Annotated in this window: 21 protein-coding genes; 20 read left to right on the forward strand and 1 reads right to left on the reverse strand. The window is 39.2% G+C overall.

Annotated features, from left to right (window positions below; genetic code table 11):
- Positions 1–8 precede the first annotated feature (8 nt).
- The 18 genes from PL11_RS08880 to PL11_RS08965 all read left to right on the forward strand — a co-directional run bounded on the left by PL11_RS08880 (position 9) and on the right by PL11_RS08965 (position 19,483).
- Positions 9–1,691 carry a DAK2 domain-containing protein gene (locus tag PL11_RS08880; protein WP_035167217.1) on the forward strand — a complete coding sequence of 561 codons (1,683 nt, stop codon included), beginning with the start codon at positions 9–11 and terminating at the stop codon, positions 1,689–1,691.
- Between the two features lie 59 nt (positions 1,692–1,750).
- Positions 1,751–3,778 (forward strand): ATP-dependent DNA helicase RecG, encoded by a 2,028-nt coding sequence (recG, locus tag PL11_RS08885; RefSeq protein WP_035167215.1) that lies wholly within the window; start codon positions 1,751–1,753, stop codon positions 3,776–3,778.
- Positions 3,779–3,792: 14 nt separating this feature from the next.
- Positions 3,793–4,839 carry a phosphate acyltransferase PlsX gene (gene plsX / locus PL11_RS08890; RefSeq protein ID WP_035167214.1) on the forward strand — a complete coding sequence of 349 codons (1,047 nt, stop codon included), beginning with the start codon at positions 3,793–3,795 and terminating at the stop codon, positions 4,837–4,839.
- A gap of 53 nt (positions 4,840–4,892) precedes the next feature.
- Entirely contained in the window at positions 4,893–5,132 is a 240-nt protein-coding gene (acpP, locus tag PL11_RS08895; RefSeq protein ID WP_035167212.1) for an acyl carrier protein, read from the forward strand.
- Positions 5,133–5,216: 84 nt separating this feature from the next.
- Positions 5,217–5,927: a ribonuclease III gene (gene rnc / locus PL11_RS08900; protein WP_035167210.1), complete on the forward strand. Its 711-nt coding sequence runs from the start codon at positions 5,217–5,219 to the stop codon at positions 5,925–5,927.
- 20 nt (positions 5,928–5,947) lie between these two features.
- Positions 5,948–9,502 carry a chromosome segregation protein SMC gene (gene smc / locus PL11_RS08905; protein ID WP_035167207.1) on the forward strand — a complete coding sequence of 1,185 codons (3,555 nt, stop codon included), beginning with the start codon at positions 5,948–5,950 and terminating at the stop codon, positions 9,500–9,502.
- Positions 9,502–11,142 (forward strand): signal recognition particle-docking protein FtsY, encoded by a 1,641-nt coding sequence (gene ftsY, locus PL11_RS08910; RefSeq protein WP_035167205.1) that lies wholly within the window; start codon positions 9,502–9,504, stop codon positions 11,140–11,142. The genes smc and ftsY overlap by 1 nt, the downstream gene beginning before the upstream one ends.
- A gap of 127 nt (positions 11,143–11,269) precedes the next feature.
- Positions 11,270–11,611, forward strand: a complete 342-nt coding sequence (locus PL11_RS08915) for a putative DNA-binding protein (RefSeq protein WP_035167204.1) — start codon at positions 11,270–11,272, stop codon at positions 11,609–11,611.
- A gap of 14 nt (positions 11,612–11,625) precedes the next feature.
- Positions 11,626–13,080, forward strand: coding sequence for a signal recognition particle protein (ffh, locus tag PL11_RS08920; RefSeq protein WP_035167201.1), 1,455 nt, complete (start codon positions 11,626–11,628; stop codon positions 13,078–13,080).
- Between the two features lie 102 nt (positions 13,081–13,182).
- Positions 13,183–13,458 (forward strand): 30S ribosomal protein S16, encoded by a 276-nt coding sequence (gene rpsP, locus PL11_RS08925; protein ID WP_035167200.1) that lies wholly within the window; start codon positions 13,183–13,185, stop codon positions 13,456–13,458.
- Between the two features lie 18 nt (positions 13,459–13,476).
- The gene (locus PL11_RS08930; protein WP_035167198.1) at positions 13,477–13,725 is read left to right on the forward strand and encodes a KH domain-containing protein; all 249 of its coding nucleotides are present in this window, start codon (positions 13,477–13,479) and stop codon (positions 13,723–13,725) included.
- Positions 13,726–13,802: 77 nt separating this feature from the next.
- Positions 13,803–14,327: a ribosome maturation factor RimM gene (rimM, locus tag PL11_RS08935; protein ID WP_035167197.1), complete on the forward strand. Its 525-nt coding sequence runs from the start codon at positions 13,803–13,805 to the stop codon at positions 14,325–14,327.
- Positions 14,317–15,069 carry a tRNA (guanosine(37)-N1)-methyltransferase TrmD gene (gene trmD / locus PL11_RS08940; RefSeq protein ID WP_035167195.1) on the forward strand — a complete coding sequence of 251 codons (753 nt, stop codon included), beginning with the start codon at positions 14,317–14,319 and terminating at the stop codon, positions 15,067–15,069. The genes rimM and trmD overlap by 11 nt, the downstream gene beginning before the upstream one ends.
- A gap of 123 nt (positions 15,070–15,192) precedes the next feature.
- The gene (gene rplS, locus PL11_RS08945; RefSeq protein WP_035167194.1) at positions 15,193–15,552 is read left to right on the forward strand and encodes a 50S ribosomal protein L19; all 360 of its coding nucleotides are present in this window, start codon (positions 15,193–15,195) and stop codon (positions 15,550–15,552) included.
- 139 nt (positions 15,553–15,691) lie between these two features.
- On the forward strand, positions 15,692–16,618 hold the full coding sequence (xerC, locus tag PL11_RS08950) for a tyrosine recombinase XerC (protein ID WP_035167678.1): 927 nt from the start codon (positions 15,692–15,694) through the stop codon (positions 16,616–16,618).
- Between the two features lie 11 nt (positions 16,619–16,629).
- Positions 16,630–17,172 carry an ATP-dependent protease subunit HslV gene (hslV, locus tag PL11_RS08955; RefSeq protein WP_035167193.1) on the forward strand — a complete coding sequence of 181 codons (543 nt, stop codon included), beginning with the start codon at positions 16,630–16,632 and terminating at the stop codon, positions 17,170–17,172.
- Positions 17,173–17,185: 13 nt separating this feature from the next.
- Positions 17,186–18,595, forward strand: coding sequence for an ATP-dependent protease ATPase subunit HslU (gene hslU / locus PL11_RS08960; protein ID WP_035167191.1), 1,410 nt, complete (start codon positions 17,186–17,188; stop codon positions 18,593–18,595).
- A 15-nt stretch (positions 18,596–18,610) separates the two neighbouring features.
- A complete protein-coding gene (locus PL11_RS08965) occupies positions 18,611–19,483 on the forward strand; it encodes an aldose 1-epimerase family protein (protein WP_035167190.1) in 873 nt (290 codons plus the stop codon).
- A gap of 81 nt (positions 19,484–19,564) precedes the next feature.
- Here PL11_RS08965 and plsY read toward each other — a convergent pair whose 3' ends face one another.
- Positions 19,565–20,200: a glycerol-3-phosphate 1-O-acyltransferase PlsY gene (plsY, locus tag PL11_RS08970; protein ID WP_035167189.1), complete on the reverse strand. Its 636-nt coding sequence runs from the start codon at positions 20,198–20,200 to the stop codon at positions 19,565–19,567.
- Between the two features lie 147 nt (positions 20,201–20,347).
- On the opposite strand from plsY, the gene parE reads away from it, so the two are divergent.
- Positions 20,348–22,306: a DNA topoisomerase IV subunit B gene (gene parE, locus PL11_RS08975; protein ID WP_035167187.1), complete on the forward strand. Its 1,959-nt coding sequence runs from the start codon at positions 20,348–20,350 to the stop codon at positions 22,304–22,306.
- 13 nt (positions 22,307–22,319) lie between these two features.
- Positions 22,320–24,758, forward strand: a complete 2,439-nt coding sequence (parC, locus tag PL11_RS08980) for a DNA topoisomerase IV subunit A (protein ID WP_035167186.1) — start codon at positions 22,320–22,322, stop codon at positions 24,756–24,758.
- The last annotated feature ends 9 nt before the right edge of the window (positions 24,759–24,767 follow it).

Raw genomic sequence — 24,767 nt, forward strand, 5'->3', positions numbered from 1 at the left:
AAAAATAATTGAAAGTCACCAAAATAACCAATACCGAATTTACGGCAATGGTTTTAGCCGCATCAAATAAATTAAATAAAAATGCGGAATTCATTAACTCTTTAAACGTGTTTCCAGTTCCCGATGGTGATACTGGTACAAATATGAATTTGTCACTTAAAAGTGGCTATAAATACGTTAATGAAGAAGTTAGTACCAGTGTTTCCAATTTAGCTAAAGCTCTGGCAAAGGGGTTGCTAATGGGGGCACGAGGAAATTCTGGCGTAATTCTTTCACAGATTTTTAGAGGGTTTTCAAAGTCCACTGAGGGTAAGAACGAGTTAAGTGCACAGGATTTAGCTGATGGGTTTGTTGCTGCTACGGAAACTGCTTATAAGGCCGTTATGAAACCAACTGAAGGTACGGTACTGACAGTTGTTCGTTTGGCCGCTCAAGCAGGAAAAAAAGTTGCGGCAACTACTGATGATGTTGTTGCAGTTATGGATGCAATTTATGAAAATGCCAAAACTGCTCTTGCCAAAACACCTGATTTATTGCCAGTTTTAAAACAAGTTGGCGTAGTTGATTCTGGTGGTCAAGGACTCACATTCGTATTAGAAGCATTTGATGATGCTCTGAACGGTCGTACAGACGAAGATGATGGTGCATATCAACCAAACACTTCTGAAATGGATGAAATGATTGATGCTGCTCATCATCAAAGCGTTCAAAGTCAAATTGACCCCGATGATATCGTGTACGGTTACTGTACTGAAATCATGGTTAGAATTGGCCGTGGTAAAGAAGTTGATCAAAAGTTCGATTACCAAAAGTTCTATGATTACTTGGCAGAACTTGGAGATTCACTACTCGTTGTTAACGATGATGAAATAGTTAAGGTCCATGTTCACACGGAGCACCCAGGAAAAGTTATGGCCTGGGGGCAAGAATTTGGTGATTTAGCAAAGGTTAAAGTTGATAACATGCGGATGCAACAAGAAACCATCATTGCTAATGATCAACCAAGTGACAAATCGACAGATACTGAGAAAGTTCCTGATACTGCTGTAATTTCAATTGCAAGTGGTGCTGGACTATCTGAATTGTTCAAAAGTTTAGGAGTTACAAATATTCTTAATGGCGGGCAAACAATGAACCCAAGTACTGAGGACATTGTTAAAGCTATTGCAGCTACTAAGGCTAAAAAAGCAATTGTTCTTCCAAACAACAAGAATATCTTCCTTGCTGCTGAACAGGCAGCCGAAGTTGCTGAGATTCCGGTTGAAATCGTTCATAGTAAGACAATTTCCCAAGGAATCACTTCAATGCTTGGTTTTAATCCAGATGCAACTCTGGAGGATAACCAAAAGGAAATGGAAGACAACTTGGATACTGTTGTTTCTGGACAAGTAACCAATGCAATTCGTGATACAGAAATTGACAATGTTAAGATTAAAAAAGGTCAATTCATGGGAATCATTGATGGAGACATTGATTTAGTCAATGATGACCTTTTGACTACGGCTGTTGAAATGACCAAGAAAATGTTGGATGAAGATAGCGAGGCAATTACCATTATTTGGGGTGAAGGTGCAGATGAAGCCTTAGCCCAAAAGGTAGCTGACGAAATTGGAAACATCGACGAAGACCTAGAAGTTGAAGTCCATGAGGGAGACCAACCGGTTTACCCATTCTTAATTTCCGTTGAATAGTATTTACTAAGTTTGGCGTTTGCCAAACTTTTTATTTTGAATGAAAGTGGGTGAGTGATGTGGAACTGAATGATCCAGTTACCGTTTTGAGTGGAGTTGGTGAAAAAAAGAGCGTTACACTTAATAAGTTAGGAATTAACACAGTTAATGATTTATTGACCTACTTTCCTTGGCGTTACGATGATTTATCGGTGAAGGATCCTCAAACTACTGAAAGTGGGCAGAAAGTTACTATCAGAGGGGTAGTTGCAACTGAGCCAACAGTGAATTTTTTTGGCAGAAAGAAAAGTCGGCTTAGATTTTTATTGAAGGTTGACGGACAAACCTATCCAGTAACTTTTTTCAATCAGCCATGGTTAAAAAAACAATTGGAACTTAATCATGAGGTTTCAGTTTATGGAACGTTTGATGCCGCGAGACAGCAGATTAATGGCATGAAGTTAATTAAGCAAGAGCTAGGTTCGAGTTTTGATTCAATTTATCCAGCGACAAAAGAAGTTAAGCAAAATACAATCAAAAAATTAGTGAAAACGGCGTTTGATGAATACGAGTCAGTCATTCCTGAGGTATTACCTGAATCTTTAATTCAAAAATACAGGTTAGAATCATTCCATGATATGATCAAGAACGTTCATTTTCCCAAATCACCTAAGGATGCAGATAAGGCATTTAGAACGGCTAAGTTTATGGAATTTTTCTTTTTTTCGATGAGAATTCAGCAACTTAAAAAAATGCACCGACAAGAAAACGATGCCAGTGTGGTCCAGTACGATGACCAATTATTGACTAAATTTAGCCAGAAACTACCCTTTTCACTCACTGACTCACAGCAAAAAGTAACCGACGAAATCCTTAAAGATTTAAATAGTCCATACCCAATGAACCGTCTGCTACAAGGAGATGTTGGTAGCGGGAAAACAGTCGTGGCAGCAATCTCCATGTTTGCAACTGTAACAAGTGGTAAACAAGCGGTAATTATGGCGCCGACAGAAATTTTGGCTGAGCAACACGCTGAAAATCTAGCAAATATGTTCAGTGATTTCGATGTGAATATTGCACTACTTACTGGAGCAACTAGTGCCCAGGCTCGAAGGGCAATGTTGCCAAATATTGAGAATGGTGAAATAAATATAATCGTGGGGACTCACGCACTTTTTCAAGACTCAGTACATTATCATGATTTAGGACTAGCAGTTATTGACGAACAACACCGGTTTGGCGTTAATCAACGACAAGCGATGCGCGAAAAAGGCGAGGGTACTAATGTTTTAGCAATGACGGCGACGCCAATTCCAAGAACGTTAGCAATTACTATGTATGGGGACATGGACGTATCAATCATCAATCAGATGCCAAATGGTCGCAAACCAGTCAAAACTACATGGATTTCTGCCACTAAGACTAAAAGTGCCTTAGCGTTCTTAAAGAAGCAATTATTGGCGGGAAAACAAGCTTACGTTGTTACCCCTTTGATTGAAGAGTCTGAAGCTGTTGATATGAAAAACGCTGTGGCTATTTATGAAAGGTTTCAAGCGATTTTCGAACCTGAATTTAAGGTTGGATTGTTGCATGGACGAATGACTAACGATGAAAAAAACACCGCAATGACCGACTTTGCAAGTAACAAATTCTCTGTTTTAGTTGCGACAACGGTGATTGAAGTTGGGGTTGATGTTAAGAATGCAAATGTGATGCTGATTTTTGATGCTGATCACTTTGGTCTCTCACAATTACACCAACTTCGGGGACGGGTTGGCCGTTCCAGCGAACAGGCATACTGTGTTTTAATTGCCGACCCAAAAACTGAGAATGGTAGAAAACGAATGGAAATTGTTGCTGAAAGTTCGGATGGTTTTTATTTGTCACAAAAAGATTTGGAGTTGCGGGGTCAAGGTGATATAACTGGTAAGCAACAATCTGGTGTGCCAGACTTTAAAGTTGCCGATCCTGTTGAGGATTTAAACATTCTGAACGTTGCCAATCAAGAAGCTCAGAGAATTACTTCCGAAAGTGATTGGAAAAGAAAACCAGAAAATGTACAATTAGCTAAGTATTTAAAAATGAATCAACATATTTTTACCGATTGAAAGGATTAATAAAAATGAGAATTGCAATTGATGCTATGGGTGGAGACCACGCTCCTAAGGAAATTATCGAAGGAGTGGAGTTAAGCCGTGATGAAAATCCAGATGTCATCTATGACTTATTTGGGTTAACTGATGAAATCAAAAAGTATCTTAAAAATGATCAAAACATTGAAATTACACAAGCTGATGAAGTTATCGAGATGGGTGAAGAGCCAGTTAGAGCTATCCGAAAGAAAAAGCAATCAAGCTTGGTGTTAGCTGCACAATCCGTTAAAGATGGTAAAAACGATGCATTCTTCTCCGCTGGAAATACTGGAGCAATTCTTGCTGCCGGTTTGTTTGTGGTTGGAAGAATTAAGGAAATTGACCGCCCGGCATTAACCACTACCTTACCTATAGTGACTCCCAAAGAGGGCATGTCTGATAAGTTTGTAATGCTTGATGTTGGTGCGAATGCTGATTCTAAAGCTCTAAACTTGTACCAATTTGCTTTTATGGGTAAGTATTACGCAACCAATGTGTTGAAAATTGACAACCCAAGAATTGGTCTACTAAACAACGGAACAGAAGCCGATAAGGGTGACATGTTGCACAAAGAAGTTCACGAATTACTGGCCGCCAATAAGGATATTAACTTTATTGGGAACGTTGAAGCTAGGGAGTTATTGAACGGTGCAGCAGATGTGGTTGTTACTGATGGCTTTACAGGAAACGCAGCTCTTAAAGGAATCGAAGGAACTGCCTTGAGTACACTTAACTTGATTAAGAGTAGCATCATGGATGGTGGCATGAAGTCTAAGATGGGTGCCTTAATGTTAAAGGATGTATTTAAGTCAATTGCCAGCAAGATGGATTATTCAAAATATGGCGGTGCAATGTTCCTTGGACTAAAAGCTCCAGTGATCAAAGCTCACGGTGCAAGTAAACAGGAAACCGTTAAAAATACCCTTGCCCAAATTAAGACCATCATTGATTCAAAGATGATTACTGAAATGGTTGACTATGTTGATAGTCATAAAGCCGAATTGGATGCCATTAAAGAGAGTGTAAAAAAAGGTTAATTATTTGCTATAATAGCTGAAGTACTTAAATTAAAAATAAATGGGTGTTTTAAATGACTAAAGAAGAAGCTTTTAACAAAATCGCCGACATGGTTGCTGATCAATTTAATATTGATCGTTCAAAAATTACGGGTGATTTAAACTTTAAGAACGACTTAGATGCCGATTCAATTGATTTCGTTGAATTTGTCTTGGATTTAGAGGATGTATTTAACTCGGAGATTTCAGATGAAGACGCTGAGAAACTTAACACCATTAATGAAGCCGTTGACTTTGTTATGAAAAATCAATAGGTTGCTAATTTAGCGACAGAAACTAATTAATTCCCGAGTAGATTAGTTTCACTTTTTTGTTTTAAATATTTTTGGAGGAAATAAATGATAAAAGGCTTAGACGAAATGCTTAATCGTGATTTTAACATTACGATTAACAACACTGATCTTTTAGACGAGGCGTTTACGCAAGCGTCTTACGTTAACGAACATAAAGATCAAAACCTGAAATTTTATGAACGAATTGAATTTCTAGGAGACGCGGTTTTACAATTAGTTGTCTCGGAGTACATTTTCAAGCGTTATGAAAGATTGCCACAAGGTCGACTAACTAGATTAAGGGCTGCCATGGTTAACGAAAAAAGTTTCAGTACTTTTGCCAGGGAATGTCACTTTAATGAGTACATTCGGCTCGGAAAAGGTGAGGAACGCGCTAACGCTAGAAATCGAGACTCACTACTTTGTGATATCTTTGAGTCTTTTGTTGGGGCTCTTTATCTTGATCAAGGTAAAGCTGCGGTTGAGAAGTTTTGTCACCAAGTGATTTTTCCAAAATTAGATTCGGGAATGTTTGATGAATTCTTCGACCATAAGACTGAGCTACAAGAAGTTGCCCAGGAAGATGGTCCTGTAGACATCGATTATGATCTAGTTGAGGAATTTGGCCCTGCCAATGACAGAATGTTTAGGGTCAAGGTGTCTATCGAAGATAAGGAGTTTGGAATCGGCGAAGGCCATTCTAAAAAGGAAGCTGAACAAAAGGCAGCTCAGCAAGCTCTAAAGCATTTTGACACCACCAACATGAATTTACTTTAGATAGGGGATTTGATGTTTCCGTGCAACTGAAATCGATTGAAATCGTGGGGTTCAAGTCCTTCGCGGAAAAAACTAAAATAGATTTTCCTGATGGAATGACGGGAATAGTAGGCCCAAACGGAAGCGGTAAGAGTAATATTGCTGAGTCAATTAGGTGGGTGCTAGGTGAACAATCAGCTAAAACTCTACGGGGGTCAAAAATGTTTGATGTGATTTTTTCAGGTTCTGCGAACCGAAAATCACAAAGTATGGCGGCAGTTACCTTGACTTTAGATAATAGTGACGGGTATGTTAAAACTCCGTTTTCGGAGATTAAAGTTGCTAGGAAGCTGTTTAGAAATGGCGATAGTGCTTATTTCATTAATGAAAAAGAGTGTCGGCTAAAGGATATTGTTAATATGTTTATGGACTCTGGCATTGGCCAGGGTTCTTTGTCGATTATTTCCCAAGGAAATGTTGAAGCAATTTTTAATAGCAAACCTGAGGATCGGCGGTCAATTGTTGAAAACGTTGCGGGTGTCTATAAATATAAGCAACAGAAATTGTCTGCTCAACATGAGTTAGATACCACCAGTGAGAACCTTGATCGTGTTAACGACATTATCCACGAGTTACAACAACGTATGAACCCACTTGAAGAACAGTCAAGTTTGGCAAAAGATTATTTAGACCAGAAAAAACAACTTGATGCATTGGAAAAGTCTAAGCTAATGATTGATGCCAATCGTTTGGAGACTGAAATCGAAGGACTAAAGGCGAAAGCAAAAAATCTGGATGATGCCAAAAACAATCTTACTGAACAGTTACGGGGACAAACCCAACATAAGATTGATCTTCAAGCACGGTTGGAAAGTAACAACAGTGAAGCTGAAAAGTTACAGAATCGTTTGCTTGAACTATCAAAACAAATTGAACGGCTAAAAAGTGAACAACAGCTTTCTAGTCAGAAACAAAATTTTAATAGTGAAAATATAAAGCGGATTTCTGACCAAATTGAAGCCGCCGAGGCTGAAAAACAGAGCCAAAGTCAAAAATTTGAACAGCTGGTTGTTGACCAAAATGATATTAAACAACAATTGTTGTCATCCCAATCGAAGATTGACGATTTGAATGCAAAACTTCCAAATAAAAGTTCAGACGAACTTGATAAGGAAATTCAGGCCACTAGAGACAAGTACGTTGAATTACTACAGTCCAAGACTGAGTTGAAAAATCGAATCAATTTGCAGACTAGGGACAGTCAACAGCTTGATGAACAATTAAAATCACAATCCACCAGAATAAGTGATTTATCCAAGCAAATTGACGAACGTCAATCGGCAATAAACAAGGATCAACAGGCACTAAATGAATTGAAAGTTCAGTTGGACGAACGGACTGAACAATTGAAAGTCTTAGGCACCAGTTATCAAGAAGTCAAAGAACAGACGGATCGGGCAAATCAATCGTGGTTAGCAGCATTGAGAGTTGCAGAGGAAGCAAAGGCTAAATTGCAATCTCTTAAAAATCTTCACGATTCTTATCGAGGCTTCTATTTTGGTGTATCTAATTTATTAAAACATCGGGACGATTTTGAAGGTATCTACGGTACAGTTTCAGAATTTGTTAAAATTGATACTGAGTATATAAAGGCAATCGATGTTGCAATGGGAGGCCAGTCCCAAAACGTGATTGTTGAAAATAACTCAGTTGCATCTAAAGCAATTCATTTTTTAACAAAGAACCGACTGGGTCGGGTAACTTTACTACCTTTAGATACGATTAAGGGTAGGTACATAGCTGACGCGACACTTAATAAAGTAAAACAAGCAGATGGTTTTATTGGTGTTGCTAGCGATTTGATTGCTGTCGATAATAAATTTCTGCAAGTAATTAAATTCATTTTAGGAACCACCATCGTTGCGAGAGACTTAGATTCAGCTATCAAAATAAGTGCCATGATCAGTCACCGAAACCGGGTGGTCACATTGGATGGTCAAGTAGTTAATCCTGGTGGCTCACTTACTGGTGGGGCATCTAAGAAAACTAGTCAAAGTGTTTTGGTTCAGCAAACTGAATTAGAAGAACTTGAGAAGACCGTTGCCCAAATGAATCAGAAATTAGAGTCTAAAGAAAAAGAATTAGCAGATCTAAAGGCAAGAAACGCCGAGCAGCTCGATCAAGGCAACAAATTGAAGGACGCGCAACAGTCTTTAAAGCAAAAATTTGATATTAAAAGTGAGCTGATTGACCAGAGTCAAGAGAGTCTAGATCATCTGACCAGACAGTTAAAGACGCTTAAGCTCGCATATAACAATGCAATTAAGGGAAATGTGAGTGATGAAGCTAATGGGTTATCAGACCAGCTTGTCGAGATAGAGAATTCTTTAGCTTCAGCAGAAACTAAAGTGGCTGATTTAACTGAAGAGTTAAAAAATGCTAAGGCAGCTGAAGCTTCATTTAGAACCGAACAACAAAGTTTGCACGAACAGCAAGTTGTTTTGCAACAAAGACAAAAACAGATCAACAAGGAAGTTAGCCTAGTTAAAGATAGCCTGAATGAGTCGAAAAATCAGATTATTGAGTACACTAAGCAACAAGCTAAATTAAAATCTGAGTCTGCAAACCAAGTTTCAAAGGCTGATTTGGTCAAACAATTAAGCCAGTCGCAGTTAGAAGAGCAGCAGGCAAACACAGACTTAGAGAAGTTAAAGGCGCAGATTGCTGACAGCAACCAAGCACTTGCGAGTTTGAATGATGATATTGCTGAAAATCAGATTAATTTAACAAATGTTAATAATGAAATTAAGGCAAATTCTGATAGAAACAGCCAAGATACACAAAGACTTGAAAAGTTGAAAGCTGATTTACTTGATAAATATGGTGTTGAAACCCAGTCAATTGAGGACTTTAATAATCAAGAAATAAATATTTCGGAGTTGATTAGTCGGATTAAGATGCTGCAAAGGGGAATTGCTGAGATAGGTCCAGTTAACGTTTCTGCAATTCAGGAATTTAACGACGTATCTGAACGTTATAAATTTTTGAATGAACAACGTGATGATTTAGTTGCCGCAGAAAATAAGCTTCAAAGAACCATGAAGTCGATGGATGATACAATTTCAACTAAATTTGCAGAGTCCTTTGCAGAAATTTCAAAGAACTTTTCAAAGGTCTTTGTTGATATGTTTGGTGGTGGTGAAGCCAAATTAGTTTTGGTTGATCCAGATGACATGCTGAATACAGGAATTGAAATTATGGTTCAGCCACCTGGAAAGACTTATAGAAATTTGAGTTTACTTTCCGGTGGTGAAAAGGCATTAACAGCAATCACTTTGTTATTTGCCGTTATCAAGGTTCGGCCAGTTCCTTTCTGTATTTTGGATGAGGCTGAGGCAGCCCTTGATCCTTTTAATGCTGATCGATTTGCTCAGTATTTAAAACGCTATGGCTCCGATACCCAATTCATTGTAATTACCCACCGAAAGGAAACGATGATTTATGCAGATCAGCTGTATGGAGTCACTATGCAGGAATCTGGTGTTTCTAAGGTAGTTACGGTTAACTTAGATAATGTTCAGGAAGAGGTACAATAATGGGACTTTTCGATATATTCAAGAGACGTTCAAAGCAGGCAGATAAGAAAAAAACAGAAGAAAAGAACGAAGAAGAACTGAATCAACAGACCGACTCAGAAAAAAATGAGCAGGCTAATGTTGACCAGGTTGAAGATCAAACTACTAGTGAAAATCGTCAAGAATCTAAAAATGATGAAGATAATGCCGAAGATACAGGTACCGGTAGTGAAACTGATGTTGCTGATAATAAAGATGATGTGGCAACGCTTAAGCCATTGGAACCAGCTAAGCTCGAAGAATCAACTGAGGTTGAGGAACAGGCTGACGAATCTGCTACTGAAGTAAATACTAGCAAAGAGGAAGATGCTCTCCAAACAGCTTCAAAGATGCAGGAGCCAGCTGAAAAGCATGAAGACTTAGTTAGTGAAACATCCACTTCAGACCAACCAGTGTCCGAGGACAAACCAGAAATTGCTGAAGTTTCATCCACCACTGATAACACAAATCCAATAAGCAGCATGGAAACGATTGATTCTGAAACGAGTGAGACTGAATCAAAAGCTTCTTCTGATGATAATGAAGAAAATTTGACTGAGATAGCCACGGAGTCAACAGCATCAGTGGACCAGCAACCTGAAACTGCAGAAGATGTTGAAACTAAGGTTGAAGACAGTGAAAGTGCAGAACCAGCTGATATCGATGAATCTGAACCAGTAACGGAGGCCAAGGAAGAAAAGTATGAGCAGGGGCTTACCAAGAGTCGAACAACGTTTGGGCAGAAACTAAACGCCCTCTTCGCAAACTTTAGAAGTGTTGACGAAGAGTTCTTTGATCGGTTGGAAGACATGTTGATTGAGTCTGATGTTGGTTTTGAAACATCAATGAGAATCACGGATGAATTGCGTGACGAAGTTAAGTTGCAAAATGCTAAAAAGCCTAAGGATGTTCAGAATGTAATTGTTCAAAAGATGATTGAAATTTATGACTCTGAAGGAAATGGTGAGGATAATTCGCTACATCTAGCGGAAACTGGTCCGAGCGTTTTACTATTTGTTGGGGTCAATGGTGTTGGTAAGACCACTACCATTGGTAAACTTGCTAAACGATTTAAAAATGAAGGCAAAAAAGTTCTGTTAGTTGCCGCTGATACATTTAGAGCAGGTGCAATTGAACAGCTAAACGTTTGGGCTCAGCGTGATGGTGTTGATATCGTTAAAAATGAACCTGGGTCTGATCCAGCGGCTGCTGTATTTGACGGAGTAAAAAAAGCTAAGGCAGAAGCCTATGACATTTTATTAGTCGATACTGCTGGAAGACTGCAAAATAAAGTTAACTTAATGAACGAGTTAGCTAAAATGAAAAAGATTTTAACCAGAGAGATACCGGACTCACCTCACGAAGTCCTATTGGTATTGGATGCAACTACTGGTCAGAACGCTATGACACAAGCGAAAACATTTAAAGAAACCACTGATGTTTCTGGAATCGTGTTAACTAAACTAGATGGAACTGCTAAGGGTGGAATCGTCCTTGCCATTAGAAACGAGCTCCATCTGCCGGTTAAACTAGTTGGGTTAGGTGAAAAGGTAACTGATTTGGCAGACTTTGATCCAAATAACTTTGTTTACGGTTTATTCAAGGGATTGTTTAAAGACTGATTTTTAACAATTATTAGGTGAGAATTAGTGACTGTGGTCCTAGTTCCCACTTTTTTATTTTCTGATATTGACTTGCTGAATAAAAATCGGTACTGTAAACTAGTGTGAGACTAGAAAGGAAGCAATTATGGAACTAGAAAAAAATAACTATATAAATTCTTTATTTGAATTTTATCAGCCACTTTTGACTGCTAAACAATCTAGTTACATTGAGCTTTACTACGCTGATGACTATTCCTTAGGTGAGATTGCTGAGGAGTTCAACGTTAGTCGCCAAGCAGTTTACGATAACATCAAGCGATCAGAAAAAATTCTGAACGGTTATGAAGATAAGTTAAAACTATATCAAAACTACATGGACCGAAACTCTAAGCTGGATAAGATTAGAGAATACGTTCAATTGAATTATCCCAATGATACTGGACTAAATGATTTGATTAGTTCATTGGAAACTACTGAAGAAGAATGAGAGTGGTGTAAATTATGGCATTTGAAGGCTTAACAGAGCGTCTTCAAAACGCAATGAAAAAGCTTCGTGGTAAGGGTAAAATTAGCGAAGCCGATTTGAGAGAAACAATGCGGGAAATTCGTTTGGCACTTTTGGAAGCCGACGTTAACTTTACCGTGGTCCGTAACTTTGTAAAGACTGTTCAAGACCGTGCAAAGGGTTCAGAAGTCCTTGAAGGTTTGAACCCATCACAACAAATCATCAAGATTGTTGATGAAGAGCTGACTAAGATGATGGGGGACGAAGCTGTCCCTCTTAATAAAGCTCCAAAAATTCCAACTATTATTATGATGTCTGGGCTTCAAGGTGCAGGTAAAACAACCACTGCCGGTAAGTTAGCATTAAAACTTAAGGATGAAGAAAATGCGCGGCCACTTTTGGTTGCGGATGATGTTTATCGTCCTGCTGCCATTGATCAATTAGAAACTGTCGGTGAGCAGATTGGCGTTCCTGTATTTCAGTTGGGTACGGATGTTGATCCAGTCGAAATTGCTAAACGCGGGGTTGCTAAGGCCATTGAGGACCATAATGATTACGTGATCATCGATACTGCTGGTCGTTTACAGATCGATGAAGCCTTGATGGGTCAGCTTAAAAACATTAAAGCAGAAGTTCAGCCTAATGAAATTTTACTGGTTATTGATTCAATGACTGGTCAAAATGCGGTCAACACTGCTGAAGGTTTTAACGACGCCCTTGACGTTACGGGTGTGGTTCTTACCAAGCTGGATGGTGATACGCGTGGTGGTGCTGCTTTATCTATCAGAGCAGTCACAGATAAGCCAATTAAGTTCGTTGGTCAAGGAGAAAAGATGTCCGACTTGGACGTTTTCTATCCTGACAGAATGGCTTCTAGAATTCTTGGAATGGGAGATATGCTTTCCCTTATCGAGAAGACTCAGAAGGAATATGATGAAAAACAAGCACAAGAACTAACCGAAAAGATTAGAGAAAATAGTTTCGACTTTAATGACTTTTTGGATCAAATTAGTCAAATTCAAAAAATGGGTCCTTTGGAAGACATCATGAAGATGATTCCAGGAATGGCCAATAATCCTGCACTTAAAAATGTCAACATGGATCCAAAGGATATGGAACACATTAAGGCCATTGTTTATTCAATGACTGAGCAAGAACGAGAAGATCCAGATGTGTTGAATCCTTCAAGACGGCGCAGAATCGCTGCTGGTTCTGGTCGACCAATTCAGGAAGTTAACCGCATGATCAAGCAGTTTAACCAAATGAAGAAGATGATGAACCAAGTTTCTAAAGGGAATATGTCTGGTATGGAAAACATGATGAACGCTACCGGTATGGGCGGCGGAGGCATGGGTTCTAAGATGTCTAACCTAGCAATGAAGCAAATGAGTAGAAAGCTCCACAAGAACAAAAAGAAACGTCTTAAAGCCAAGAAGAAACGTAAGAAATAGTCTATTATTTCAACGGTTTAGTGGTGTAAAGAAAAAAACCTTTACAAGCGTTAGAATTGTTGGTATATTATAATACGTTAAAACAATATAGGAGGAATAAGCATGTCTGTTAAAATTCGTTTAAAGCGCATGGGCTCAAAGAAGCGTCCATTCTACCGTATCGTTGTTGCTGACTCACGTAGCCCACGTGATGGTCGTTTCATCGAAAACGTTGGTACTTACAGCCCATTACAACAACCTGCTAAGGTTACTTTGGAAGAAGATTCAATCCTTAACTGGTTAAACAATGGTGCTCAACCATCAGATACTGTTCGTAACATTTTATCTGATGCAGGTATCATGAAGAAGTATCACGAAGCTAAGTACTCAAAAAAGTAAAGTGAGTGATTCTACAACATGGTTAATGTTGATGAGTTAATAAAAACTATTATTGAACCACTTGTTGATGATAGGGAAGAGGTAAGCATTAGTCATCAGGAAACTGATCGGTTTAATGAATACCACTTGCACCTTAGCGATGATGATGTTGGCCGAGTAATTGGTAAACATGGTCACGTAATTCAAACAATCAGAACGCTGGTTTACAGTGTCCCTGTTTCAGGTTCAAAAAAAGTGCGCCTTGTTGTTGATGACGGCAAGGAATAAAAAAGTTCTTATTCGAAACGGTGGTTTTGTTTAAGAGCTTTTTTGTTATCTAACGGTCAAAAATATAGGAGGTTGCTTTGGAATATTATAATGTTGGAAATTTAGTTAATACTCAAGGAATTAAAGGTGAAGTTAGAGTAATTTCAATTACTGATTTCCCTGAGGATAGATTTAAAAAGGGCAATACTTTATTTGTCGATGATGAGAAAACCCATTCAATGACTAAACTGGAAATTGATGGGGTTAGAAAGCAAAAGAACTTCATCATTTTGCATTTTAAAGGTTATGACTCAATTAATGATGTTTTGAAGTTTAAGCCTGGGGTGCTGAAAGTTAGCGAAGATAGTATCCCGGATGACGAATTGGATGAAGGAGAGTACTACTACCACCAAATAATTGGACTCTCTGTAGTTGAGGATGGCAAGCAACTTGGAACAGTGAAGGAAATTCTGTCTCCAGGAGCCAATGATGTTTGGGTAGTCAAAAGAGACCACAAACAAGATTTGTTACTTCCGAAAATCGATTCAGTCATCAAAGGCGTAGATTTAGAGACAGGCATAATCGATGTCGAAGTTCCAGAGGGGTTAGACGATGAAGATTGATGTTTTGAGCTTATTCCCAGAAATGTTCACTGGTCCAATGCACGATTCAATTATTGGGAAGGCAATTGAAAATAAAATTATTGATTTCAACGTAACTGATTTCCGCGATTTCACAACCGATAAGCATAATCACGTTGATGATTACCCATTTGGTGGCGGGGCTGGAATGCTGCTGCAAGCACAACCAATTCTAGATGCGTTTGAGCATACTCAAGCAGAATCAAAGGCAAAAGGGTATCCTGATGGCAAAGTTATCTTAATGGACCCAGCAGGCAAACAATTTACGCAGTCAGATGCGGAAAGCTTGGCAACAAGTGAACATTTAACTTTTATTTGTGGCCACTATGAGGGTTATGATGAACGAATTCGCTCGATTGTGACTGATGAATACTCATTAGGGGATTATGTGCTGACAGGTGGAGAATTACCTGCTATGGTCATGATTGATGCAATTTCTAGATTAATTGACGGTGTGCTTGGTAATAATGAGTCTGCCGTAACTGAATCATTTTCAACTGGATTGCTAGAGGGTCCTCAGTATACGCGACCAGCTGACTTTCGTGGCATGAAAGTCCCGGAAGTTTTGACCAGCGGGAATCATCAAAAGATTTTTGAATGGAATCAAAAAGAGTCATTACGCCGAACTTATTTGCGTCGTCCCGACTTGATTGATCATCAAAAATTAACTGATTTGCAAAAGCGGCTACTAGCTGACGTCAGAATTGAAGAAGAGAAGAACTAGCTGACAAGAAAATTAACTTTACAGATAGCGAATAACTATGATACACTAATTTTTGGCGTAAGCCGTAAAACAACATTCCGCTGTCCGAGAGATAATGAATGCTATTGAAAGGAAGATTTGTTCATGCGACAAAATCAATTGATTGAAAAGCTTAATAATGAACAACTACGTAGCGACATTCCAGAATTCCGTACCGGAGATTCTGTTAAAGTTTACGTTAAGGTTGTTGAAGGTACCCGCGAACGTATCCAATTGTTCGAAGGTGTTGTAATTAAGCGTAAAGGTTCAGGTATCCAAGCTACTTATACTGTTCGTAAGATCAGTAACGGTGTTGGTATCGAACGTATTTTCCCATTACACTCACCACGTGTTGATAAAATCGAAGTAGTTCGTCATGGTCGGGTTCGTCGTGCAAAGCTTTACTACTTGCGTGCATTGCAAGGAAAAGCTGCTCGTATTCCTGCATCACGTCGTGCAAGATAAGCTTTTATCGAAAAAAAGGCCAAATCCATTATTTGGATTTCGGCCTTTTTTATTTATAATTGTTTAATTTTTGTAACCGGAACCAAAGTTGAACTGATAATCTGTTATCATAGTTCTCAGGGAGAAGGTGTGTAAGTTGATTAGTGATAATGATCAAAACTTAGTGTGGTTCATAAAGTACATTAAAAATGAACGCAAATATTCAGATGAAACTGTAGCTGCTTATCAGCGGGATATTTATGAATTTATAGCTTTTTTAAATCAAACTAATCAGGAACAAGCATCCCTGCTACGTGTGGACTCATACGATGTTGAGGCGTACTTAACGAACTTATACGACAAGGGATTCTCGAAGAACTCCGTTGCCCAAAAGATTTCTGCACTGAAGTCGTTTTATAATTACTTGGTTAAAAACGAGGAGATGCCACTAAATCCGTTTGAATACGTCCACCTTAAGACAAACAATAAAAAGCTTCCCAGGTTCTTTTACCAAGAAGAAATGAAAGCTTTGTTTGAGAGTGCAAAAAAGGATGAAAACAATCCGCTCAGAATGCGTAACCTAGCTTTGCTTGAAGTGTTTTACGCAACGGGAATCCGTGTGAGTGAATGTGCTGGGCTTACCCTTGACAGAATTGATATTGCTAATAAGATGATGTTAATCTTTGGGAAGGGCAATAAGCAAAGGTATGTTCCGTTTGGAAATCATACCAAGGATGCACTTAGTGATTATTTGCCCGAAAGGGACATCGTGATGGAAAAATACCATGAGTCCCATCAGTATCTGTTCATTAATCACTATGGTAAGCCACTTAGCGCTCGTGGAATTGAATATATTTTAGATGACATTATCAAAAAGAGCAGTTTAAACTCCGAAATTCATCCCCACATGTTGCGGCATACATTCGCAACGGCGATGTTAAATAACGGGGCTGACATGCGAACTGTCCAAGAACTTCTGGGTCATGCTAGTCTATCTTCAACTCAAATTTATACGCACGTTACAAAGGCTCACTTAATGAGTGATTATAACAAATTCTTCCCTAGATCAAAGAAAAATCAAGAATAGGAGTTTATTTTATGCCAGTAAAATTTGAAGCAACCACAATCTGTGCCGTTCGCCACAATGGCCACCTAGCAATGGCTGGTGACGGTCAAGTTACCATGGGCGAAAAGGTAATAATGAAGGGTACAGCCCACAAAGTTCGCCGAATTTTTGACGGTAAAGTCGTAGTTGGCTTTGCGGGAAGCGTTGCGGACGCATTTAATTTGGAAGAAAGATTCGAATCAAAGTTAGGCCAATATGACGGCGATTTAAAACGTGCTTCAGTCGAATTGGCACAAGATTGGCGAAAAGACCAAGCCCTACAAAAACTAGAAGCACTGTTGATTGTAATGAATGATACGGATCTATTATTGGTATCAGGTTCTGGAGAAGTAATCGAACCAGATGATGATATCTTAGCTATTGGTTCAGGTGGCAACTTTGCATTAGCAGCTGCGACGGCAATGAAACACCATGCAGAAAACATGAGTGCTAAGGATATTGCTGAAGCCGCAATTCACATTGCTGGCTCAATTGACATTTTTACAAACCAAAACGTTATTTCTGAAGAATTGTAGGAGGAACATAATAGTGGACGAATCTCAAATTACCCCTAAACAAATCGTTGAAACCTTAGATCAATACATTATTGGTCAGGGAGAGGCTAAAAAAGCGGTGGCTGTTGCTTTAAGAAATCGTTACCGTAGAATGCAGCTTTCAAAAGATATGCAAGATGAAATTTCACCCAAAAACTTGCTAATGATTGGACCTACCGGTGTTGGTAAGACAGAAATTGCTCGTAGGCTAGCTAAAATTGTTAATGCGCCATTTGTTAAGGTCGAAGCCACCAAGTTTACTGAAGTCGGTTATGTCGGCTCAGATGTAGAATCAATGGTTAGAGACTTAGTCGAAAATGCAGTTAACTTGCAAAAAGTAGAAGCATATAAAAGTGTTAGAACAGACGCTGAAAAGGAGGCTAATAACCAATTAGTTAAGTTGTTAGTTCCTGCCGAGCGGAAAAAGAATAACAAAAATGACATGCAGAATTTAATGAGTATGTTTTCTGCGATGCAAAAGGGAGAAATGCCTACCCCTGATGCCCCTGAAGAAGAGGTCAGTGAGGATATTCGTGAAAAGCGGATGTCGACATCAGAAAAGCTTCGTGCAGGTCTTCTTGAAGATGAACAAGTAAAAATTAAAGTTGATGATTCATCAGCTAACATGGCTGGTCAAAATAGCATGTTGAATCAAATGGGAATTGATCTAAATGATACTCTTTCAGGATTAATGCCCAAAAAACAAATTGAACGGACTGTAAGTGTGAAGGAAGCTAGGGAAATTTTGGCTCACCAAGCTGCAGAGAAGTTGATCAATCAAGCTGACCTATATCACGATGCAATTACAAGAGCTGAAAACACGGGAATTATTTTTATCGATGAAATTGATAAGATTACTGGAGGCAATTCTAATAACTCTGGAGAGGTTTCTCGTGAGGGTGTTCAAAGGGACATTCTTCCAATTGTTGAAGGTTCCCAAATTAATACTAAATATGGTTCTATTAATACGGATCACATCTTGTTTATTGGCTCTGGTGCATTTGCCACCAGCAAGCCATCTGACCTGATTCCCGAACTCCAAGGTCGTTTCCCAATTAGAGTTGAATTGGATGACTTGAGCAAGGAAGACTTCGTTAGAATTCTAACTGAGCCAACTAATGCACTCACTAAGCAATATGTAGCATTGATTGGTACTGATAACATTAAGATTACCTTTACGATTGAGGCAGTTAATAAAATCGCCGAGATTGCATCAGATGTTAACCACAATACGGATAATATTGGTGCAAGAAGACTCCACACGATTCTTGAGAAGCTTCTTGAGGACATTCTTTATGAAGGTCCAGATATGCAAATGGGTGAAATTACCATCACGGAACAATATGTTGATGATAAAGTTGGCAAACTTGCTGGCAACAAGGATCTTTCAAGATATATTCTATAAGAATGAAGGCTAATGATGATTAAACTTAAAAATGACTACTTAACAGTTACAATTAATCCGCTAGGAGCTGAATTAACCAGCGTTAAATCAGCAGATACTGAATATATTTGGACTGCAGACAAACAATATTGGGGTCGCCATGCGCCAGTCTTGTTTCCCATTGTTGGCAGATTAAAGGACAATCAGTATCAATTTGAGGGAAAAACCTACGAAATGACGCAACATGGTTTTGCTCGGGATAATGAATTTACTGTAGAAAATCAAACAGATACTGAAGTTACTCTATCTTTAAGCGATAACCAGGACAGTTTAGCAAAGTATCCTTTCAAATTTAAGTTGACAATTAGTTACGTTTTAACCGATCATGAACTGTCAATTTCTTTAAACGTACTGAATACTGATACTAAAGAAATGATTTTTCAAATCGGTGCCCATCCCGGGTTTAATATTCCATTCAACCCCTATGAGGGTGGCTTTGAAGACTATTCAGTCAAGTTTGCACCCCAGAAGGATTATGTGAAGGTACCCTTAAAACCACCATATAGTGACCCAAATGACACTTCTGTGGTTGATTTAAGGCAACCAATGCAACTAAAACATGACTTATTTGATCAGGATGCCCAAGTGCTTGAATTGAATGGTGAAGAAACGACATTATTACTTAGTAGTAGTGTCAATGAAACTGGAGTTTCAATCCACATCAATAACGCTAAATATGTTGGGGTGTGGTCACCATATCCTAAAGAGGCACCATTTGTCTGTGTGGAACCTTGGTGGGGACTAGCAGATACAGTTGATGCCGATGGCCAACTTGACAATAAGTTTGCGACTAACCGACTAGCACCTAAAGAAGACTTTACAGGAAGTTACTCATTGACTTTCTTTTAATCAAAAAAAATCAAGCGCAAAACACCGCGAAATAGCGAGAATGTTTTGCACTTGATTTTTTAATTGCTATATTATTTATTACTATTTTGATTTTTTCTTATTGGAAAACCAGTAGAACAAGCCAAATGGGACAATGCTTTCCGTTCCGTGGAAAATTCTGGCAACATTACTACGATGCCGATAGATGATAAATCCTGTTAGGATAATTGCTATAATACTGAGCAATACATCGTGGCTAAATATAATCACAACTGTAATCACAAAGAAACCGATGATGCTGGCAAGACTGACAGTGCTGGTGACCAGGATGACAAACAGCCATAGGAACAAAGCAATGAAGAAAAACAGTGGTCGATATGCCAACAACATCCCTGCACTGGTTGCAACAGCCTTTCCTCCCTTGAATTTATCAAAGATTGAAAAGGTATGGCCAATAATTGCCATTAATCCAAATAAAAGCGGTGTGATTCCCGTAATACCAAAGAGCGTTGGCAATAACGTAGCCACTGCACCTTTGGAAATGTCCATGATCATGACGATACTTCCAGCAATCGGTCCTAAAACCCGGTAGGTATTGGTAGTACCGATATTTCCAGACCCGTGACGCCTAATATCGATGTTAAAAAAAATCTTACCGATCCAGACTCCACTTGGAATTGACCCAAGTAAATAAGCTAAAAGTAACAATAAAATAATTTCGTATGTATTATTATCCACCGTAAAACCCCATTAAATGTTAGTTTGTTCATTTCACAAGCAAGGATTATTTTAGCATCTTTCGTGGGTTTAGCCAATAAAATTCGTTTTCAAAGCCGAGCTTTTAAGGTATTATGAAATAGATTGCAAGTAAAGGAGTCAGAATAAATGTCAAAGCAGAGTCAGAATTACGATGATTCCTCCATTCAAATATTAGAGGGGCTGGACGCCGTTCGTAAACGTCCAGGTATGTATATCGGATCAACGGATTCTAGGGGACTTCATCACCTTGTCTATGAAATTGTGGACAATGCAGTAGATGAAGTTTTAGCAGGATTCGGTAAAGAGATAAATGTCATCATTCACAAAGATAATAGTGTTACTGTAGTTGACCATGGTAGAGGTATGCCAGTTGGAATGCACAGTTCTGGTAAACCAACAGTTGAGGTCATTTTTACCCAACTACACGCAGGTGGAAAGTTTGGCCAGGGTGGGTACAAAACCTCCGGTGGTCTTCATGGTGTGGGAGCTAGTGTTGTAAACGCACTATCCACTTATGTGAAGGTCGATATTGTTCGTGATGGCTATAAATACGAGGAGACCTTTGAAAACGGGGGTCATCCAACTAAGCCATTTAAAAAGATTGGTAAGACTAGAGAGTCATCTGGAACCACAGTGACCTTTAAGCCAGATCCACAAGTGTTCACCAGTACCGTTTATAATTTCGGAACGCTGTCTGAAAGAATGCGTGAGGCTGCCTTCCTGCTTAAGGGAACAAAAATTACGCTTACAGATGAACGAACTGACCCACAAACAGAAGAAAGCTATCACTATGAAGAAGGAATCAAGGAGTTTGTTAACTATCTGAATGAGGATAAACATACGTTAGGTGAGGTAATGTACTTTGACGGTTCCCGTGAGGGAGTTGAAGTTGAGGTTGCCGCTCAATATAACGATGGTTATTCTGAGACGCTATTGTCGTTCGTAAACAATGTGCGTACTAAAGATGGTGGAACCCATGAATCTGGTTTAAAGAACGCCTGGACTAAAGCTTTTAATGATTATGCGCGAAAAGTAAACCTACTAAAAGATAAGGATAAAAACCTTGACGGCTCTGATGTTCGTGAAGGCTTATCTGCTGTGATTTCACTTCGAGTTCCAGAAGAATTACTTCAATTCGAAGGCCAGACAAAAGAAAAGCTCGGTACCCCAGAAGCACGTTCCATTGTTGATAGCGTAGTTTCTGAACAGTTAGGTTACTACTTGATGGAAAATGGCGAGTTTGCTCAAACACTAGTTCATAAGGCATTAAGAGCTCGCCAAGCAAGACAAGCCGCTAGAAAAGCTCGTGATGAGAGTCGAAACGGCAAGCATAAGAAGAAGCAAGAGCGATTACTTTCGGGTAAGTTAACTCCTGCCCAATCTAAAGATTACAGTAAAAACGAGTTGTTCTTGGTCGAAGGTGATTCTGCCGGTGGTTCAGCTAAGCAAGGCCGAGATCGGCGTTATCAAGCGATTTTGCCACTTCGTGGAAAAGTTTTGAACACAGAACGTGCTAAACTCGAAGATATTATGAAAAACGAAGAAATCAACACAATGATTTACACAATTGGTGCCGGCGTTGGTGCTGATTTTGAATTAAAAGATGCGAACTACGATAAGATTATCATCATGACGGATGCCGATGATGATGGGGCCCACATTCAAATCTTGCTGCTGACATTCTTCTACAAATATATGCGACCAATGATTGAAGATGGCCGGGTATTTATTGCCCTACCACCACTCTACCGTTTACAAAAGGGGAGTGGCAAGAAGATGCGTACTCAATATGCATGGACTAACGAAGAATTAGATGTACTTTCAAAAGACTTTGGCAAGGGATACAGTTTGCAGCGATACAAAGGTCTCGGAGAAATGAATGCGGACCAACTATGGGAAACAACAATGGATCCAGAGTCAAGAACCTTAATTCGCGTAAGAATTGAAGACGCTGCGTTAGCTGAACGACGAGTTACCACGTTGATGGGTGATAAAGTTGAACCTCGGAGACGCTGGATCGAAAGTAACGTTAAATTCACCCTTGAAGAAGACGGAAGTATTTTGGATAATACTTCCAACCAGTAGGAGGAACGATTGATTGAGTAAAATTGAAAATCTAACCCTTGAAGAAGTTATGGGTGACCGGTTTGCGCGGTATTCAAAATCAATTATCCAAGAACGGGCACTCCCTGATATTCGTGATGGATTAAAACCAGTTCAGCGTAGAATTCTTTACGCAATGAACAAGGATGGTAATACCTACGACAAAGGGTTTAGAAAGTCTGCTAAGTCTGTGGGTAACGTCATGGGTAACTTTCACCCCCATGGTGATAGTTCGATTTATGAAGCCTTAGTCAGAATGAGTCAGGACTGGAAACTCCGCGAGCCATTGATTGAAATGCACGGGAATAATGGTTCAATGGACGGTGATCCTGCTGCTGCAATGAGGTATACAGAGGCCCGATTGAGTAGAATATCGACAGAAATGTTGCGTGATATCGATAAGGACACTGTGGATTGGGTACTAAATTTTGATGATACGGAGTATGAACCGACTGTATTGCCATCTAGATTCCCTAACTTATTAGTTAACGGATCTACTGGAATTTCAGCGGGTTATGCTACTGATATTCCACCTCACAATCTTGGTGAAGTTATTGATGCGATTTTATATCTACAAAAACATCCACAAGCGTCATTAGACGACTTGATGGAGTTTGTTAAAGGGCCAGACTTTCCAACTGGCGGAATTGTTCAAGGAATTGACGGAATCAAAAAGGCCTATGAAACTGGCCACGGAAAAATTGTTGTTCGCTCTAAAACAACGATTGAGAAGTTGCGTGGAAACAAGTCTCAAATCGTAGTTACCGAGATTCCTTACGAGGTAAATAAAGCTCAGCTTGTAAAACGAATGGACGAAATTCGCTTAAACAAGAAAATTGATGGAATTGCTGAAGTTCGGGATCAAAGTGACCGCGAAGGATTATCAATCGTGATCGAACTTAAAAGAGACGTAGACAGTCAAGGGGTTTTGAATTATCTGTTCAAAAATACTGACTTACAAATCTCTTATTCGTTTAACATGGTTGCCATTAACCACATGCGTCCAGAACGGCTTTCACTGAAGACGATTTTGACCTCATATTTGGAATTTCAACAAGAAATCGTTAAGAAACGGACTAAGTATAACCTTAACAAGGCAATGGATCGTCAACATATCGTTGAGGGGCTTATCAAAGCTCTCTCAATTCTTGATAAAGTGATTAAGACTATTCGTGCTAGTGAGAATCGTAAAGATGCTCGCGATAACCTGGTTAAGGAATACCAGTTCTCTGAAAAGCAAGCAGACGCAATTGTCGCTTTACAACTTTACAGATTAACTAATACTGACGTTACAGAGCTTGAAAAAGAGTCTCAAGATCTTAGCGAAAAGATTGCGGAGTATAACAAAATCCTTGGTGATGATAAGGAGCTTAACCGAGTTTTGGCTAAGGAACTTAAAGCAATCGCCAAAGAATATCGCAATGATCGAAAGACTGAGATTCAAGAAAAAGTTGCCGATATTAAGATTAATACAGACGTTATCGTACCTGATGAAGACGTTATTGTTTTAGTTTCTCATGACGGTTACATTAAGCGAAGTAGTATCCGTTCGTTCACAGCCTCATCAGATGAGTCTGGTCTGAAGGACGAGGATTATGCAATCTTCACTGAGAAAGTGAACGCGCGTGATCACTTATTTATGTTCACAAACAAGGGAAACCTAATCTATCGGCCTGTATTTGAAATTACTGATGTAAAATGGAAAGATACTGGCGAACATATTTCCCAAACGATCGGTTTAGATTCTGATGAAGAGATTATTGCTAGCTATAGCTTTACTAGTTTGAAGGAAGCCGGCTGCTTCCTAATTGCAACCGATGATGGGTATATCAAACGAGTAAACTTTGATGATTTAACGCCAGGAAGAACGTACAAAAAGCATGCGTACACGTACATCAAGATGAAGGCTGCTGAATCTCGGGTAGTTTCTGTTGATTTTATCGATGACAACGAAACTAAGAAGGAATTATTACTTACTTCTAAAATGGGCTTAGCTCTACGATTTGCTATCGAAGAGGTGTCCACCTATGGGGCTAGAACTACCGGGGTTAAGTCAATGAATCTAAAGGACGACGATAGGGTTGCTAACTTAGCGATTGTGCAAGAAGACGATGTCCTCGGATTTATTACCCAGCGTGGTTCATTCAAAAAATTGGCCGTAAGTGAAGTTTCAGCAACTTCAAGGGCTCGCCGCGGGGTAAATATTCTTAGAGAACTTAAGCGTGAGCCACATAGAATCGTTGACTTTACGGTGCTTAAATCAGAGGATTCACCACTCGAGGTTATTACTGATCGACGGAAGTTCCACGATATCATTCCGAGCGATTATTCACTTGGAGGTCGTTATTCAAATGGATCATTTGTTGTTGACGTGACGACTGAGGGAACGCCAGTGATTATTAGGCAGAAACCTGAAGAAATTTCTTTAAATTAATAAAATTTC

Origin of the sequence: Lentilactobacillus curieae (genome assembly GCF_000785105.2) — a bacterium.
Lineage (GTDB): Bacteria > Bacillota > Bacilli > Lactobacillales > Lactobacillaceae > Lentilactobacillus > Lentilactobacillus curieae.

Bases quoted from the DNA above. Each gene is read 5' to 3' on its own strand.
- PL11_RS08930 (WP_035167198.1), top strand. From the start codon at position 13,477: ATGGTTAATGTTGATGAGTTAATAAAAACTATTATTGAACCACTTGTT.
- acpP (WP_035167212.1), top strand. From the start codon at position 4,893: ATGACTAAAGAAGAAGCTTTTAACAAAATCGCCGACATGGTTGCTGAT.
- rpsP (WP_035167200.1), top strand. From the start codon at position 13,183: ATGTCTGTTAAAATTCGTTTAAAGCGCATGGGCTCAAAGAAGCGTCCA.
- PL11_RS08965 (WP_035167190.1), top strand. From the start codon at position 18,611: ATGATTAAACTTAAAAATGACTACTTAACAGTTACAATTAATCCGCTA.
- plsX (WP_035167214.1), top strand. From the start codon at position 3,793: ATGAGAATTGCAATTGATGCTATGGGTGGAGACCACGCTCCTAAGGAA.
- trmD (WP_035167195.1), top strand. From the start codon at position 14,317: ATGAAGATTGATGTTTTGAGCTTATTCCCAGAAATGTTCACTGGTCCA.
- PL11_RS08915 (WP_035167204.1), top strand. From the start codon at position 11,270: ATGGAACTAGAAAAAAATAACTATATAAATTCTTTATTTGAATTTTAT.
- rplS (WP_035167194.1), top strand. From the start codon at position 15,193: ATGCGACAAAATCAATTGATTGAAAAGCTTAATAATGAACAACTACGT.
- ftsY (WP_035167205.1), top strand. From the start codon at position 9,502: ATGGGACTTTTCGATATATTCAAGAGACGTTCAAAGCAGGCAGATAAG.
- parE (WP_035167187.1), top strand. From the start codon at position 20,348: ATGTCAAAGCAGAGTCAGAATTACGATGATTCCTCCATTCAAATATTA.
- hslV (WP_035167193.1), top strand. From the start codon at position 16,630: ATGCCAGTAAAATTTGAAGCAACCACAATCTGTGCCGTTCGCCACAAT.
- ffh (WP_035167201.1), top strand. From the start codon at position 11,626: ATGGCATTTGAAGGCTTAACAGAGCGTCTTCAAAACGCAATGAAAAAG.
- rnc (WP_035167210.1), top strand. From the start codon at position 5,217: ATGATAAAAGGCTTAGACGAAATGCTTAATCGTGATTTTAACATTACG.